At 40.6% G+C, this 15,571-nt stretch carries 14 protein-coding genes; all 14 read right to left on the bottom strand.

The window, feature by feature from the left end; all coding sequences use genetic code 11:
• Positions 1-2 precede the first annotated feature (2 nt).
• The 14 genes from UB51_RS00530 to UB51_RS00470 all read right to left on the bottom strand — a co-directional run bounded on the left by UB51_RS00530 (position 3) and on the right by UB51_RS00470 (position 15,279).
• The gene (locus UB51_RS00530; RefSeq protein WP_044879799.1) at positions 3-1,310 is read right to left on the bottom strand and encodes an NtaA/DmoA family FMN-dependent monooxygenase; all 1,308 of its coding nucleotides are present in this window, start codon (positions 1,308-1,310) and stop codon (positions 3-5) included.
• A gap of 310 nt (positions 1,311-1,620) precedes the next feature.
• A complete protein-coding gene (locus UB51_RS00525) occupies positions 1,621-2,451 on the bottom strand; it encodes an AraC family transcriptional regulator (protein WP_044875602.1) in 831 nt (276 codons plus the stop codon).
• A gap of 126 nt (positions 2,452-2,577) precedes the next feature.
• The gene (locus UB51_RS29230; RefSeq protein WP_267884720.1) at positions 2,578-2,712 is read right to left on the bottom strand and encodes a hypothetical protein; all 135 of its coding nucleotides are present in this window, start codon (positions 2,710-2,712) and stop codon (positions 2,578-2,580) included.
• 42 nt (positions 2,713-2,754) lie between these two features.
• Positions 2,755-3,510, bottom strand: a complete 756-nt coding sequence (locus UB51_RS00520) for a hypothetical protein (RefSeq protein WP_044875601.1) — start codon at positions 3,508-3,510, stop codon at positions 2,755-2,757.
• Between the two features lie 129 nt (positions 3,511-3,639).
• Positions 3,640-4,242, bottom strand: coding sequence for a hypothetical protein (locus UB51_RS00515; protein ID WP_044875600.1), 603 nt, complete (start codon positions 4,240-4,242; stop codon positions 3,640-3,642).
• A gap of 433 nt (positions 4,243-4,675) precedes the next feature.
• On the bottom strand, positions 4,676-5,590 hold the full coding sequence (locus UB51_RS00510) for a DUF5692 family protein (protein ID WP_044875599.1): 915 nt from the start codon (positions 5,588-5,590) through the stop codon (positions 4,676-4,678).
• A 383-nt stretch (positions 5,591-5,973) separates the two neighbouring features.
• On the bottom strand, positions 5,974-7,233 hold the full coding sequence (locus UB51_RS00505; protein ID WP_044875598.1) for an FAD-dependent oxidoreductase: 1,260 nt from the start codon (positions 7,231-7,233) through the stop codon (positions 5,974-5,976).
• Positions 7,234-7,239: 6 nt separating this feature from the next.
• Positions 7,240-8,277 (bottom strand): helix-turn-helix domain-containing protein, encoded by a 1,038-nt coding sequence (locus tag UB51_RS00500; RefSeq protein ID WP_044875597.1) that lies wholly within the window; start codon positions 8,275-8,277, stop codon positions 7,240-7,242.
• 302 nt (positions 8,278-8,579) lie between these two features.
• Positions 8,580-9,446, bottom strand: a complete 867-nt coding sequence (locus tag UB51_RS00495; protein ID WP_044875596.1) for an SDR family oxidoreductase — start codon at positions 9,444-9,446, stop codon at positions 8,580-8,582.
• 2 nt (positions 9,447-9,448) lie between these two features.
• Positions 9,449-9,952 (bottom strand): hypothetical protein, encoded by a 504-nt coding sequence (locus UB51_RS00490; protein WP_199924975.1) that lies wholly within the window; start codon positions 9,950-9,952, stop codon positions 9,449-9,451.
• A gap of 118 nt (positions 9,953-10,070) precedes the next feature.
• On the bottom strand, positions 10,071-10,631 hold the full coding sequence (locus UB51_RS00485) for a MarR family winged helix-turn-helix transcriptional regulator (protein WP_044879797.1): 561 nt from the start codon (positions 10,629-10,631) through the stop codon (positions 10,071-10,073).
• Between the two features lie 168 nt (positions 10,632-10,799).
• Complete coding sequence (gene cstA / locus UB51_RS00480; protein ID WP_044875595.1) at positions 10,800-12,605, bottom strand: carbon starvation protein CstA; 1,806 nt, start codon at positions 12,603-12,605, stop codon at positions 10,800-10,802.
• Between the two features lie 173 nt (positions 12,606-12,778).
• Positions 12,779-13,519 carry a LytR/AlgR family response regulator transcription factor gene (locus UB51_RS00475; protein ID WP_044875594.1) on the bottom strand — a complete coding sequence of 247 codons (741 nt, stop codon included), beginning with the start codon at positions 13,517-13,519 and terminating at the stop codon, positions 12,779-12,781.
• The gene (locus UB51_RS00470) at positions 13,519-15,279 is read right to left on the bottom strand and encodes a LytS/YhcK type 5TM receptor domain-containing protein (protein ID WP_445322350.1); all 1,761 of its coding nucleotides are present in this window, start codon (positions 15,277-15,279) and stop codon (positions 13,519-13,521) included. The genes UB51_RS00475 and UB51_RS00470 overlap by 1 nt, the downstream gene beginning before the upstream one ends.
• Positions 15,280-15,571 lie beyond the last annotated feature (292 nt).

The raw sequence follows: 15,571 nt of genomic DNA, 5'->3' as shown, positions 1-15,571 counted from the left end.
GCTTACGTAATCCCTAAATGTTCACGCAAAGTGCCCCCCATATATTCGCTTCTGAACAAGCCTCTTTCAACCAACTCCGGCATCAGCTTTTCAAAAAATATTTCCATAGATTTTTCTGAACCACCTGGAAGGGCTATAAATCCATCAATAGCTCCGGCCTCAAACCGCTCAATAATATCGTTCAGCACGTCCTCGACCGTTCCAACAGATACCCAATGGGCAGATCCGACAACCTCCGGCCTCGCCAGCACCTCTTCCACTGTAGGCTGATACTTTGTAATATACCGGTGCAACAGCTCGGCATGTGTCCGGCTGCGGACGGGCTGATTAGGATCGGGAAGCATATCGGCAGTTACGCGTTGATCCGAAGGAAAACCACTTAAATCAAGACCCAGCACCGATTTGAGAGAGGCATGTCTGCGCTCAATACTTAAATGTGCATGCGCAGCCTTATGCAATTCACGCGCTTCTTCGCGCGTATCGGCCAGGAAAAAATATAAACCCGGCAAAACTCTGATGGTGTTCGGATCACGCCCATGTTCTGTGGCTCTTCTTCTCAGATCATTTCGCAATTCCACTCCCGATTCAATATCCGGCATTGCAGCAAAAATAGCATCCGCTACTGAAGAGGCAAAATTTCGTCCAATATCCGAAGCGCCGGCTTGAAACAAAGGAATGGTTCCCGATTTATGAGAAGGTAAAGAAAGCGGCCCCTTTACACTGAAAAATTCACCGGAATGATTAATAGCAGTCACTTTATCCTTATCAGAAAATATGCCTGACTCGCGATCAGTAACAATGGCTTCTTTCGGAAAACTTTCCCATAGCTTGCGTACAACATCAGTAAATTCCATTGCCTTCGCATATCTTTCTTGCGGTGAAGGCATCGGAGAATCGCCAAAATTTTCAGCGCCTTCAATAGAAGTGACAATATTCCAGCCTGCGCGTCCATTGCTCAGCCAATGCAAAGACTGAAGCTGCCTTGCAACAACATACGGCGGATTAAAAGTCGTAGAAATTGTCGTAACCAGCCCGATACGCTCGGTTTCACGGGCAATTGCAGCAAACATCATAGTAGGGTCAGGGCTGCCTAAATTAGAGGAATCGCCCAGCATCTGCGGGCTAACATAAAGATAATCCGCCCTGAAAAGAAAATCGAGCTTTGACTTCTCCGCCATCTTTGCCACATCAATGTAATAGTCAATTGAACCCATTTTTTCTACTCCGCTATCTGGGCGCCGCCAGCCGTCTCCTTTCATCCAAGTTGCATTTAAGGACAAGCCAATACATAATTGTCTATTTGCAGTCAATTCTACCAACCTTTCTTATATAAATAGATTTACTCCTAGAAAACACTCCGATCAAACGTAGGCTCTAGTAGGCTATGAAATAATAATGATTCTCATTATCAAAATATAGTTTAGCAAGGACTCAATCAAATGCAAATACACAAATCACAAATCCTATATGCATAATTATCTAATCCAGGCTTGATGATTTAGCTGATGTGGAGGACAGATCTGCGACGGGAACAGGAAGGAAAAAGTTGGACAAAAGGCAAGAAGACTGCACTTCAGGTTCATCACCAGCAGTTGCAGGCGTAATTCATAAATCAGAAACTCAATATATATGATTATCTAATTTATGTGTGTATGCGGAGGGGGACACACCGAATTTCTTTTTAAATAATCTGCTGAAATATAGCGGATTGGCATAACCGACACTGACAGCAATATCGCGGATGGGGAAATTGCCTGCTTTGAGTAAATCACTGGCTCTTTCCATACGATAATTAACAACATAGTCGATTGGACGGAACCCCGTATATTTGTGAAAGAAGTATGAGAAGCGTTTGGTACTCATTGCATGCAGTTCAGCTAACTCGTCGAGTGTGATCGGATTCATATAATGCCCGTTAATGTATGCAATGGCTTCCTCTATCACCCTTTTACTTGGAGAACTGCCACTCTCTCGATACCTGCAACCAATCAGAACTTGATGCATGATGCTTAAGAATAATTCCTTGATACGAAGCTTTCCAATTCCTCCAGATGTATGGGCATTCTGATGGAGCATGATCAGTAATTCTATCACTCTCGGATTTGCTCCCGGTTCCAGCTTAAAATGAGAGTCGCATTCATGAGTACAATTTACATCGCCTAACTTATCCAATCTATAAAAAAGTGAATAATACTCGAACTCTGATTGTCCTATAACTTGCGAGTCCAGTTGCATGCCTGGAGCCGCATGAAATACTGATCCTGGATGTAACTCGTAGACCGTTCCATTCACACATATTCTAGCTCCTCCACGAATTATAAAAAGAAATCCATGCTTTACGGTCGTAAATTCACGTAATATACTTTTCGGCTGGATGACTAAACGGTAGACATCTTCTATTTCATAGGTACCACTAGCAAATATCTCTGCTAATTTATCCAAATTTATCATTGTTTTGCACCTGCTCCCTGGCATCAAGTCGTTTTTAAATGGAAACTTTGAGTATAATGTATTTAATAAAAGTGTTTTTTAATAGCGTTTCTAATGATGTAACTAAAAAGGGGTTATGAAAATACGTTACGGCATATCGAAGTCCGTCACTTTCACGATATTTAAAATATCTTGAATTGACGAAGTCTCCGTGATCATTAAATGGATATAATTTTTATAAGTCTTGCTCGGTTTTGTAAGCAATATTCTCTTCAGATTCAATTCTCTTTCCTCCTTATAAATTTCATACACGGGATCGGTAAATTACAAATTCCCTTCAATCGCAATTTCATCCACATGCTCTAGCGTTGCTATCACCCACCGACTTACATAAGCTATAAATTCAGCGCTAGATGGGTTATTGATTGCAAGTTGCGTCCAATGCTTCAGGATTATTTTCCATTCCGGCCTACGAATAAAATTCATGCCCGTGTCATCAAAATTCTCAAAATCTGCCCCCTTACGCGGATATACCGCCTTAATTCCTTCATATAAAAGATAAAAATCCTCACGATATATCCATAAGCCAATACCCAAATTTTCACGCCAATGTCCCTGCTCATCTTCTGCATAAGGAAGCAAATGATAGCCAATTTTCCCATCCGCACGATGATGAAATTGCTGTACATCGATGGATTTTCCCGTTTGCTTGATATGAAGTGTTACGACGGGCCGTGCCATATGTTCATTCATTTGCACAACTATTTTCTCGAATTGCTTCCGTCTGCTGTTATCTTCCAGACGATTAAAATAGCTGCATTTCAATAGGAAATGCCCTCTCCATCTCTCTTGCTCCGCCCATTCAAAAAGAAACAATTCTTTAGTCGTTCGATCCGGTCTACCTGTATTTATCCACTCAAAAAAAGCTGCTTCCTCTTGTACGGCTGTTATAGAAAAGCCCGTTTCAACAAGAAAGAAGTGAGTTGTGCCAAAATAATCAATCAAAAATGACTTGATCCGTAGCTTTTGTTCGTGAAGTGTCAAATACGATGTGCAAGCAATTTTAATGTCATAACGCAATAATAGAACTCCCTTCTGATTGTGGTAGAGGGATGACCTTTCATTTATATAGAGGGAAAAGGAACAGTGGGACTTATATAGGTGTAAAAAAAGACACGGAGGAACAAATCCGTGCCTTTCATAAATACATTACTTGCTTCCCCAAAATTCATCAAGCATTTTCGTGGTTTCTTCTGGTGACCGAAGTTGGACAGAATTTCCTTTTTCATCGATCGTAAAATGTCCTTTGAAAGCATCTGGCATTACATTGTATTGTTTTTCTTCTTGTGCATATGCCTGAATAAAACAAGCGTATCTAAATCTATTTACTAAATACGGTAACCCAAAAGCAGAACGAATCAACTCATATTCTTGATAGTTATATGGTGTATTTTCAGGACGCTTCATCAGAATTTCTATGAACTTAGACATCAGTTTCTCTACTTCTTTTTCAGTGGCATAATTCGCGTATCCTCGGATTGCAGTCAATCTCATATCTAGATAGCGTTCTTTTTTAAAGGCTTTGAAGAAAAAATCCTTTAAATCAATATCCTCACAAAACACAAGTGACATCATTATTGTGTTACGAATGTACAATTTTTTTGCTAAAGAATATAATTCTGTTAAAAATTCAACATCTGCACTTGACAAAGCTATGGTCTTGCATTTTTCCAGCAACTGTTGAAAATAAATTTTATTTTCAAATCCCTTTTTTTGAGACATTTTCTTGAGCTCTTCAACTACGTCTGGCATTTGATGTATTCCTCCATAATAAAATTGTTCTACGTAATCATTTTACAACATTTCCAAAGAACAAGATTTGGAGCGTGACCGTTTCAACAAGAGAAAACACGTATTTTATGTACAATTAGGGGACGCCTAATTCCCGTTTGTTGCTTATAAAAGATATCCTGTTCCATTTATTGCGGGGTTTTACTGCCACTTACAATCTTATTACACAAACATTTGCATCTAAAGTTGGATTCGCTCCATGCCATCTGTCGATATCCTATGAATCAGGCTAGGCTTGAGTTTAGCTCAATCTCCACCCCGTTTTTCAAATATTATAACAAAATACGCCGGTGACTTCTTCACCGGCGCATTAAATATGTCATCGTCAAATTTTTCAAGTTTATGCCATGAGGTAAGATATAGCCTTGATCGATAACAGATTGCCCTGCGATTATCAGTTGTTTTCTGCAATGGCTTTGTAAGCAGCTAAATCTGTATATACTTCCACTTGAAGCGGATTACGTTTATGCTTAGATATTTTGTAGAAGTGATATACAAACACAGCAATATTAGCAGCTAAGGATAAACTACCCACAACCCATAAGGCTGTTTCGCTGTGAGATGATTGCACGGCAAACTTGGACTCCCCGACAAACATTGGGAAAGACATGGTAAACATCATCCAAATAGCCAAAGTCTGTGCACGATGTTGTAACCAAGCACCTTTTCTGAAGAAAAATGCAGGAATTGTACATGAAATTAACAATGCTGCGCCTGCATAGAAGGCGTGATCGGATACAGCATTATACACATAGGCAAAGTTCCAAATATCATAGGCAATAATCCAGAACCAAAGTTGGTCAGGCCACAACATATCTTTATACTTGTCTTTACTAATGATAATACCCATCCAACCAGAAATCGTAATAATGTTCAGAATACCTGCGACCCCATTCATGATGTTCCAAGGTCCTCCAACCATCATAACGCCATCTACCATACCATTCAAACTATACACTTGGAAATCACGAATAACAGCTTCCAGAATGTTGACTGCCAATATAATTGCTGGGAACATCAAAAGATACTTGTTAGTACTCCAACCTTTAACAAATCTGATGGCTAAGAAACCTAGACATCCTGCCAATGCAGAATAAACTTTTACCCAGTGAAACCACGTTCCAACGCTGGAGCCTTCACCTGCTGTATTTGGCCAAACCGCCAAGGTAAGAATAATCGGTAATACTAAAAACAAAAAAATCGAAATCCATTTACTCCTACGAGCTATTTCATTTACAAACATTAAGCCAGCAAGTACTGCTAACCACATTAGAGCAGAGTACCAAGGTATGGATTCAAATAAAAACATTACTAACCCCTCCTTAATTTATGTTGAAATCATTTGACTTAACTTGAATATAACCTATTGGTTATTCCTCAATCAAATCGTTAAGAACGTTGATTTATCAATGATTTATAAGTTTCCTTTCGAGTTACATTTACATATGAATTCACTCTTTTTTTATTTGCCGACATTTTTGAAGGCCGACAAAACATCGATATATTGGATAAAATCAAAGGATCTAAACCAAAGAAGGTGAATTTGTTATGCGAGGGTTTAGTTAATGGTGCTTTTAAGATATCCAGTTGTAAATATGACTTGAAAGTAAAAAAAACAGATGTATCGACAAAACTTCTTTGTCAACACATCTATTCATTGAATTTTTATCATTTTTTACTATTGTAAATCTATCAAAAAAATCGTTCTACCAAGTATTTCGCATAAACGATACAATTCTCAAGGGTGGGAAAATTCATAATTTCTCCAGCATAGTAGATATTGTTTCTTCCCTGCATCTGATCAAGTTGCTCATAAAAACCTTCACGCAGGGCAACAGAATCTACATGGGGAAATTGTTTCCACGTCTTCATCATGTACAGACGAATGTTCTCTCCTCCAAGCTCCCGAAGTTTTTTCTCTACCGTCTCTCGCATCTGCTGATCTGTCATCGCTTCATTCTCCACCACATAAACGGTAACCAAATCTGTAGCTCCCAGATCTGCCCACCGATAATACCAAGCCATCATATGTCCCTTTCGGTCAGGATACATGTTGTCGGGAATATATCCAGAAAGCTCTGGAATACCTTCCACCCTGTAGGCGTATACCCTAAATCGCTCATAGATAATCCTCTCGAATAATGTCTTGTCCGTCGGAGACAAATGAACCATGTGACTGATATGGTGCAAGGAAGCCGTATAAATAACTTTATCAAAATATAGGATATCTTGGCTTGTTTCCACCCTTATCTTACCGTTTTCTTCTTGCTCCATATGGAGCACTTCACAAGTCAGTCGTAGATCCTCTACTTGGTCTGCCATGCGTTTTATCAGTTCACTGACTCCCTTGGGCCATGTAATCATGTGGGTAATTTCGATAAAGGACATTAGATTATCGTAACTCAGAAATTTCAAAACGTACGCGGCAGGCACATCATGAATACTACCAAATCCAAAAGTACTAAAGTAGTGCATATATACCTGATTAATGACAGACAATTCATTTTCTTCGCACCATGATGAAAAAGGCTGACACAATTCCTTTGGTAAATGCAGAAAACCCGGCTCTTTTAGAGTCTCATATTGGCTCAAAATATCCGGCAGCCGTTTGAATTCCTCAATAAAAACCTGCATCTGATCCATTGGAATCTGCGAAGTTTTCCTCCCATGAATATCGAAAAATCCTCGTTCCAATAGAGGCCCCTCGTCCATGAGGTCAAATTCCTCCATGAGTTTCATCGTATTTTTATAGGATGGTAGACCGATAAGAGTACCCATTTCATATGTTTTTCCTTTGTACTCGATCGAATGACACTTTCCACCTACTCGATCATCTTTCTCTAGGATGGTGATGTTAGTATATCCCTTTTTCGCTAACTGATAGGCAGTAGTAACACCAGAAATTCCGGCACCGATGATACCAATCTTCTCTTCACACTTCACATTTGCCATCTTTCATTATCTCCTCGTAAACAACCAGAGCGGCAAGGTCTCTTGTTGACCCGTATAGCCAAGTACGACATCCGATGGTATTTGCCCTTGATTAGGCCCGTCTGTAATTACCCTGCTGAAGTTGTAGTGTCTTAAAAACTCATGTAACCGCTTTTCTAGTAACTCAAAGGAATCTATGGTATCATCTGCCCAAGCCGGCTGATAAAATTCCTTCGTCAACACGGCCACAAATGCTTCCAAAGGCTGAAATATCTCTTTGTTTTTTGCTGTAAAGGCCACTTGATTAATATTATTTTTATGTAAAAATTCAGTGTATTTATGGTTTCCCCTATCCCAGTTTGTAGTAAATTCCCGACTTTTATTGGTCACAAGATTATCGATTTCAAAGTGCAATGTCTTCATCAAGGGTATGATTTTAAAATTCATAAAGTCGATGAAGTGAATGGTGGACTTACGATTATACAGCTTGACTAGTCCTAATCTGGAGTAGACATCATATATCACATATTGATATACCCTTCCGATTTTAGGGAAAACCCCCATATAATGAATACTCTGTTGACACATATAGCCGGGGTAGGCATTTTTCGGATTTTTCATCTTATAGTCTAGGAGCTTCTGCCTCTCCTTACCCCCATGAGTTTTACGAATTTCTCTGTTTTGCCCCTTCTTTTCTTTCATCTCTTTGGCGTAACTCTCTCGCTGCTCCCTCTTGCTTAGCCCGTTTCTCCTTAGCACATTATAAATACCTGACTCCCCGACCTTTACTCCCTCATCCTGCAATTCATAATAAATTCGCTTAGGCCCATCCTCAGGGAACTTTGCAACGTACTTTAAAATCAGATTCTCTGTTCGTTTATCTACCTTATTTGGCATTACGGGCTTTCTTTCTTTCTCTGCAAGTCCTTCCATGCCATGTTTGTTATATGCATTATACCACTGGTAATAAATTGTTCTGGAAATCCCAAACTCCTTACAGGTTTTGGTCACATTTTTGCTGGTGGTTCCTTGCATGATGATTTGATATTTAATTTTCTCATTCAACCCATTCAACCCCTTGTACAAATCCTACTAAGTTTATGTAGACTAGTGAATAGAGAACGGACCGCGACATCTGCTATTTTATTCAAAAATGGATACCCTCTACCCAAAATTTATCTCTTTTACTTAGCCATTCCATTCTGAAAAGCATAAGTAAGATACATTTGTTTCCTTCTATTTTATCACATTTAATTCATGGCTGGACCTGATTATGACTTCTCTTTGATTTTAAACAAAAGAAAAACCGCCTATGATTGAAGTGAGCGGTTAATTGAACTATCGTGACTCGTTACTCAATGACTTATCTACCGGAAATTTTCTATACACTCATGTAAAAAGGCGTCTATCGTGCGGGGCTCTCTGCCGAGCAAGCGCTTCACAGTGTCATTAGGCTTTTCTGGCACAACCGTAGACATGGTTTGAATTTCCACAACGTGGTTCGCGAGCCAAGGAGGCATGTGTCCGTGCTCGATTAGATTGCTGAGTAGTACTTGGGGGTCCATGTTGATATAGCGTATCGGCCGAGCAAGCAGCGCGGATAGTTTACTCGCGATCTGGGGATAGCTGAAAATCTCCGGACCCGTAAGCGTATATATTTGGCCTGATACCTCTCGGTTGGTCAGAACCTCTGCGGCAACATCCGCGATATCGCGACAGTCAATGAAGTTACATGGTGAATCGCCCATGGATCCGAAGAAAGTATCTTGCGCTGTGACTGTTGGTACAAGGCGAAGTAAATTTTGCATGAACGCATAGGGGCGCAACACAGTGTGAGTGATACCCGATTCGTTCAGGGTTTTCTCGATTTCGTGATGCCAGCCAGCCACTGCTACTGGAGAGCTCTTCTCAAAGGCAGGACTGGAAATCTTTACGATATGCTTGATGCCAGCTTCGACGGCAATCTGAATGATCGAAGTCTCCAATTCGATTTGTCTTGGACTGTTGGACATTGCAAGGAAGAGCTGGCTACCTCCTGCAAACGCGCCACGCAGCGATTCGGGGTCGGAAGCATCAGCCGATGCAACCTCGATAGTCGACCAGCCTTTATCCTCGATCTGAACACGCAACTTCTCAGGCTCTCTGCTAAGCGCCCGGGCGGGCACGCCAAGATCAACCAAACGTTTCAAAAGCGCACTGCCTATCGTACCTGTTGCTCCCATAATAACTATCATTTTTATCTTCTCCTTTTGGATGAAAAATTAGTTGTGACGGCAAGACGCCACCGCCATGTCACTATCGTGCTTGCTATAAATCCAGATAACGGGAAATCGATCCAGACACGACCGACCCAGGCCAAGTGATCGATGGGAATAAAAATTCCCAGTAAATCTGATGTCACCCATGCGGCGAATAGCCCCAACAAAGCCCCGGCCAACGCGAACATCCCTACCACAACCAAGTGAGGTGCGCCGATGATCCATCGTTTACGGCCTCCTCGGCTGCGCAACCAAAGGCCAAGAATCAAAGCCACCAAGGCCGATGTTCCACCGATTGTGGTTAAGGCCCCTATTTGGAGCCCCTTGTCGGCAGAGATCAAGCCCCCGATACCTGCCATAATGGCAGGACCAGCATAGGCCATTACAACTTCACGCCACAGTACAAAAGTCTTTCCCTTGGAACCAGCGGCCTTGATGCCGTAAACACCATCTGTCTGATTCGGGTAGTTCATTTTGTTCATCTAGTTACTCCTCCTTACTTTTTTAAATAGTTCTGCGATTCATTTCAGCAATATAATAATTAGGAACCTAACTATATAAGAGTAAAAATAGGCTAGCTTCACTAGCCCGTTCTACTCATTACTGATGTTTTCCTTTGGTTTCCGAACCTAGTTCGCCCGTAAGTGCTGAGATGCCTTGTGTAACTCGGCCTAGCAGGTCGAGAAATACGCTGCGCTCCTCGATATTGAGTAAGCCCACCATTGCTTCCAGCCGAGCAAAATGCTCAGGAGCCATTTCACGGAGCTTCTTCGCGCCTTCCTCCGTCAAAATAACCGATCTCTGACGTCCATCGTCTGAGCTTGATCGCCGAGATACTAGGCCATCTCGCTCAAGAATGTCGATAAGACCAGTCACTGTAGCACGTGTAACGCCTAGATGCTCCGCTAATTGCGAAGGCAACTCTTCTCCTTCGTTATCTTCAAGATCTGCCAATAAACGATATCGCCCTGTTGATAAACCGAATCTAGAGAAATGAATCTCCGAGGCATGTCCAAGCTTGGCTCCCGCTGCCATTAGCCTAGACGCGACGAGTATAGCCTGTGCGTCTATGTCTAGGTTATAGCGATCAATCTGACGCTTGGATTGTACAAGCGAGGGAATAGCATTAATGTCATTTGTTACTTTATTATTGTTGTTCATATATATAGTATGGCTCCTAATCACTTTTGTGTCAACACATGTTTTTACCACATCTTCAATTCTAGGTATTTCTTTTAACACCATCAATATTAAACACTCCACATGTGTGGTTACTGTTAGAGCTTAATTCATAGGGATGAAACCTCAATGAATTAAGCTCCTTTTTATTTATATTCCATATTTTCTTGCTAATTCTTTCTGAGGTATTTTCCAAAGCTCTATCCACTTTTTGATAGCGGCAATAATAATGATTAACCCTAAGACCAACATAATGATGGAAAGAACGCCATTTAACATACTATAACTTTTGGAAGCTGTATTCAGATACACATTCTTAACCATCCAGTATCCTGCTACGTTGACTGTTACGTATAAGTAAGCTAGTGGAATCAAGCATGTGAGCATATACCAACGTTTATCTGCAATTTTCAGGACAATTGTTGCACCGATAATTAATCCAATGGATGCCATTAACTGGTTGGAAACTCCGAACAGTGCCCAGATCGAGCCGATATCCCCTGAATAGAGAAGATAGCCCCAAACAAAACACGCTAACGCACTTGCAAAAATGTTACCAGGTAACCAACTCGTTCTCTTTAATGGTTTATAGATATCTCCGAAGAAATCTTGAATCAAATATCGTGCTACACGAGTACCAGAGTCGATTGCAGTTAAAATAAAAACTGCTTCAAAGAGAATGACAAATTGGTAGAAGAAAGAGGCTAAGCTTTCAAACCAAGGAAGTTTAGTGAAAATATAAGTCATACCAACAGCTAAGGTGACCGCTCCACCCGTACGTCCTTCTAGATCCATTCCAATCTCTGCAGCTAATTCTTTCAGATGAACGGTATCCATCCCGAGTGTTGCGAATACTTCAGGTGAGGAGTTAATTGCAAAGTAATCTCCTGGCTGAAGAGAAACAGCAGCAATCAAAGCCATAATGGCTACAAGACATTCAACAAGCATAGCGCCGAAGGCTACAGGTTTAATATCTTTCCACCGATTTAACATTTTGGGTGTTGTTCCTGATCCCACGAATGCGTGGAATCCTGAAATGGCACCACAAGCGATCGTAATGGAGATAAATGGCCAAACTGGACCTGCTACGACTGGACCGCCGCCATTAATGAATTCAGTAAAAGCTGGAAATTGAATCGTGGGATTTACATAAAACACCCCAACAATTAATGCTCCGAAAACTCCGATTTTCATGAAGGTACTTAAATAATCACGAGGTGCAAGTAATATCCAAACAGGTAATGCCGCAGCAAAGAATGCATATATGGGTAAAATAAGTGCAAGCGTGCTTGATTCAAGTGTTAAGAAATCTCCAAGCGCTGTACCTTGGATGCTCGGCCCAAGCAGAATTCCGACCATAATTAAGATAAAACCGACTATGGTGGCTCCTTTTAAGTGACCTGTAATCCGGTGGTAGATTCCCACACCCATTGCAATTGGAATCGTGATACCCACTGCAAAAACACCCCATGGATTGTTTTCTAAGGCATGAAGTACGACCATAGAAAGTCCTGCCATTGTTATCGTAATGATAAATAACATTGCGAGCCCTGTACAAAAGCCCGCAACAGGACCCAGTTCCGCTTTAGCTACTTCAGATAAAGATTGTCCATTTTTTCGCATAGAAGCAAATAAGACAACGGCATCATGTACCGCTCCGCCGATAACGGCTCCAACAAGCAGCCATATGAGTCCAGGTAAATAACCGAATTGTGCGGCCAAGATTGGACCTACCAATGGACCCGCGGCAGCAATTGCTGCAAAGTGGTGACCGAATGTGACCCATTTATTGGTTGGCACATAATCTTTGCCATCCTCTAGCTCATGTGCAGGCGTTTTCATTGCGGCATCCATTGCCTCAAGTTTTAATATTTTAGCTGCCATGAACGTACCGTATAAACGATAAGCGATTAATAAAATACATATAGACGCCACTACTATTGTAACTGCGTTCATATTAGAATCCCTCCATCCGTTTAAAATATAAGATAATCATACTCAATGAAAACTGATTTTTATGATTTTCATACTAAAACACAGAAAAGAGAAGGTGGATTACAAATATAGAACGGTGAAATACAAAAGCGCTTTCATTTTACAAAATAGTGAGAACTAAATAGCTTCTTAAGCTAGAAACCTAATATTTTTTTTAAATCTTTCACATAAGTACGACTTACAGGTATTTTGGATCCTTCTTTCATTATCAGATTATAGGTTGAATTAAACCAAGGCTGAATTTCAGATATGTGATCAATATTTACGATGAATCCACGATGAACTCTGATAAATCGATGGGGATTGAGTTTTTTTTCTAACATAATGAGCGAATCGCCCACCTTGTATTCACATTCCAATGTCTTAATTGCACATTTGCCTTCACTCGAACCTAAATATGCGATGATTTGACAATCGATTAAGACAATTCGTTCCTCAACTAGGACCGCTATTCTCCCGAATTGTTCAACGGGTATGACGAATGGCGTAGCTTGACTATCCTTCTCGGGAACTCTTTGCAGACTATGAACTTTTTCTAAAGTTTGCTGGATTCGCTTCTCATTAAATGGTTTTAAGATATAATCAACAACATTTACTTCAAATGACTTAAGGGCATATTCATCATAGGCCGTAGCAAATACAATTGCAGGAGTCGGATTAAAGGTAAGCAATTGTTTGGCTAACTCAAGCCCGCTATCTTCTGCAAGCTCTATGTCCAAAAATACAACATCTGGCTTCACGGATGAAATTTGTTCAAGTGTGTCTTCTATACAATCTGCTTCACCGACGATTTCTACCTGTTTACTCCGAAGCAAAAGATACTTCAACTCGTCCCTTGCAAGTGGTTCATCATCTACGATAAATGCCCTCAGCATTACTCATTCTCTCCTTTATGATCAAGGGGGATAGCCATTGTAATTAGGGTTCCTTTTCCAACTTCACTTTGGATCATTAATGAAGCTCTCCCATTATAAATGCCTTCCAAGCGTTCAGTAATATTATAAATTGCCGTTCCAGTACCTTTTTTCGAATCTACAGTTTGCCCACCAAGTACACGCATCCTCTCACTCTTGATGCCTATCCCATTATCTTCAACTACAATATTCATGAATTCATTTTCGGCATAAATGCTGATGATTATTTTTCCGTTCTTCTTTATATTTGAAAAAGCATGGTGAATGGCGTTCTCCACTAATGGCTGCAAGGAAAATGGAGGCAGAAGGACTTTCTCAAGACCTGATTCCATTTCCCAAACAATGTGATACTTATTCGGAAAGCGAGCTTGCTCTAGTGATAAATAGGCCTTAACATGTTCTAATTCTTTTTCTAGGGGAATGAGTAATTGACGTGCACCCTGCAAATTACTGCGAAAAAAAGCGCTCAGATCAATGAGTAGTTCTCGCGCTCTTTCGGCGTCAGTACGGCATAATACAGAAATTGTATTCATCGCATTAAATAAGAAATGTGGGTGTATTTGGGCTTGTAAGGCTCTGATTTCCGCATCCTTCAGTAGCTTCGTTTGTTGCTCAGCTTGAGCTAATTCTAGCTGGGTGGAAAATAAATTGGCTAATCCTTCAGCTAATTCTTGCTGAACTTCATTTAATTTTTCAGGATGTGTGAAATACATTTTAAGTGCGCCAACCGTTGTACTATGGACTTTCAATGGGATCACAATAGCGGCCTGCAAGGGGCAGTCATCTTGAAAACAATAAATATCTTTCTTTGCTCTCGCTACATGAATTACGCCTTGTTCAAGCACTTTTTTAGTTAATCCTGTTGCCAGTCCCTCAAGAGGCGTATGATGATCAGAAGCAGCACCAACATGTGACAGTACCCTGTGGTCGTCAGTAATAGCAACAGCATCTGCATCCGTTCCTAAGAGCAGAATTTCGGAAATTTCTTTACACGAAACTGGATTTAACCCTTGTCTAAAAAAAGGCAGCGTTTGATCAGCAATTTGAAAAGTGCGATTCGTTTGGAATGCGCGGGTCCTCTCTTCTTCACCCAGCACCGACTGAATAATAACGACAAATAACAACGCCCCAAAGCCGTTCCCAATAATCATTGGCAGTCCAATTAACTTAACAAGCTCCCAAGCATTTGCGAATGGTTCTGCCATTATCAAAATAATAATCATTTGGACAGCTTCTAGTGTCATCCCTACTGTTACGGTAAAAAACGGAGTAATTTTCCTAGACTTCCTGCGCCATTTTCCTATATATCCCGCAGTAACGCCTGCCAAAATGGTTGATATGGCACAGGCTGCAGCAGTAAAACCTCCAAGTGAATAACGGTGTATACCAGCAATCAGCCCACTTCCCAATCCAACTACGGGTCCTCCTATCAAGCCTCCAATGAAAACACCCATGATTCTCGTGTTAGCAATTGCATTATCCGAACCAATAGTAACTAACCAACTATGGTTGGCGATTGCATTATGATGGATTTCGATCCCCGTATAGTTACTTATAATTCCAAAGGCTCCGAACAGGATGGTGAGTTGAATTTTCCCACTTGTTTTGTGTTCCCCTTGTACAATTTGACGAAAAGATTTCATTTGAGAAAGTAAAAAAGCTACGATCACAATGATTCCTATTTTTTCTATCATGAAAGGCAGTAGATGTAACACATTCATCCATCCGTTCTATTTATTCCTTTACATCAATCTGGTTTATCTTATAACAAAAAATAAAGATTTGTCGAATTTTGTCTGTTTATATTAAATAAAAAACAAGCTAACTTCTCCCATAGTATGTCGTTTAATTTGGGATTGATGTGTATTCAATGGAAACCATGGGGGTGCCCCCTCCTATTCCTATATGTACGTCAGATTAATAGTCAAGAATGGGGACTCTATTTAGGTGTCGAGGCGATAGAGGAAACTTTTTTACAACAGGAATTTGAAGAGGGTACAGGGGGATTTATAT

Source organism: Paenibacillus sp. IHBB 10380, assembly GCF_000949425.1.
In the GTDB taxonomy this organism is placed as follows: Bacteria; Bacillota; Bacilli; order Paenibacillales; family Paenibacillaceae; genus Paenibacillus_AQ.
Note: the sequence above shows the minus strand (reverse complement) of the source record. Positions and strands in the feature narration are given on the sequence as shown.

Excerpts from the sequence above, each read along its gene's own strand:
- UB51_RS00510 (WP_044875599.1), bottom strand. The coding sequence starts at position 5,590 with ATGTTTTTATTTGAATCCATACCTTGGTACTCTGCTCTAATGTGGTTA.
- UB51_RS00470 (WP_445322350.1), bottom strand. The coding sequence starts at position 15,279 with ATGAATGTGTTACATCTACTGCCTTTCATGATAGAAAAAATAGGAATC.
- cstA (WP_044875595.1), bottom strand. The coding sequence starts at position 12,605 with ATGAACGCAGTTACAATAGTAGTGGCGTCTATATGTATTTTATTAATC.
- UB51_RS00490 (WP_199924975.1), bottom strand. The coding sequence starts at position 9,952 with ATGAACAAAATGAACTACCCGAATCAGACAGATGGTGTTTACGGCATC.
- UB51_RS00495 (WP_044875596.1), bottom strand. The coding sequence starts at position 9,446 with ATGATAGTTATTATGGGAGCAACAGGTACGATAGGCAGTGCGCTTTTG.
- UB51_RS00525 (WP_044875602.1), bottom strand. The coding sequence starts at position 2,451 with ATGATAAATTTGGATAAATTAGCAGAGATATTTGCTAGTGGTACCTAT.
- UB51_RS00475 (WP_044875594.1), bottom strand. The coding sequence starts at position 13,519 with ATGCTGAGGGCATTTATCGTAGATGATGAACCACTTGCAAGGGACGAG.
- UB51_RS00485 (WP_044879797.1), bottom strand. The coding sequence starts at position 10,631 with ATGAACAACAATAATAAAGTAACAAATGACATTAATGCTATTCCCTCG.
- UB51_RS00515 (WP_044875600.1), bottom strand. The coding sequence starts at position 4,242 with ATGCCAGACGTAGTTGAAGAGCTCAAGAAAATGTCTCAAAAAAAGGGA.
- UB51_RS00505 (WP_044875598.1), bottom strand. The coding sequence starts at position 7,233 with ATGGCAAATGTGAAGTGTGAAGAGAAGATTGGTATCATCGGTGCCGGA.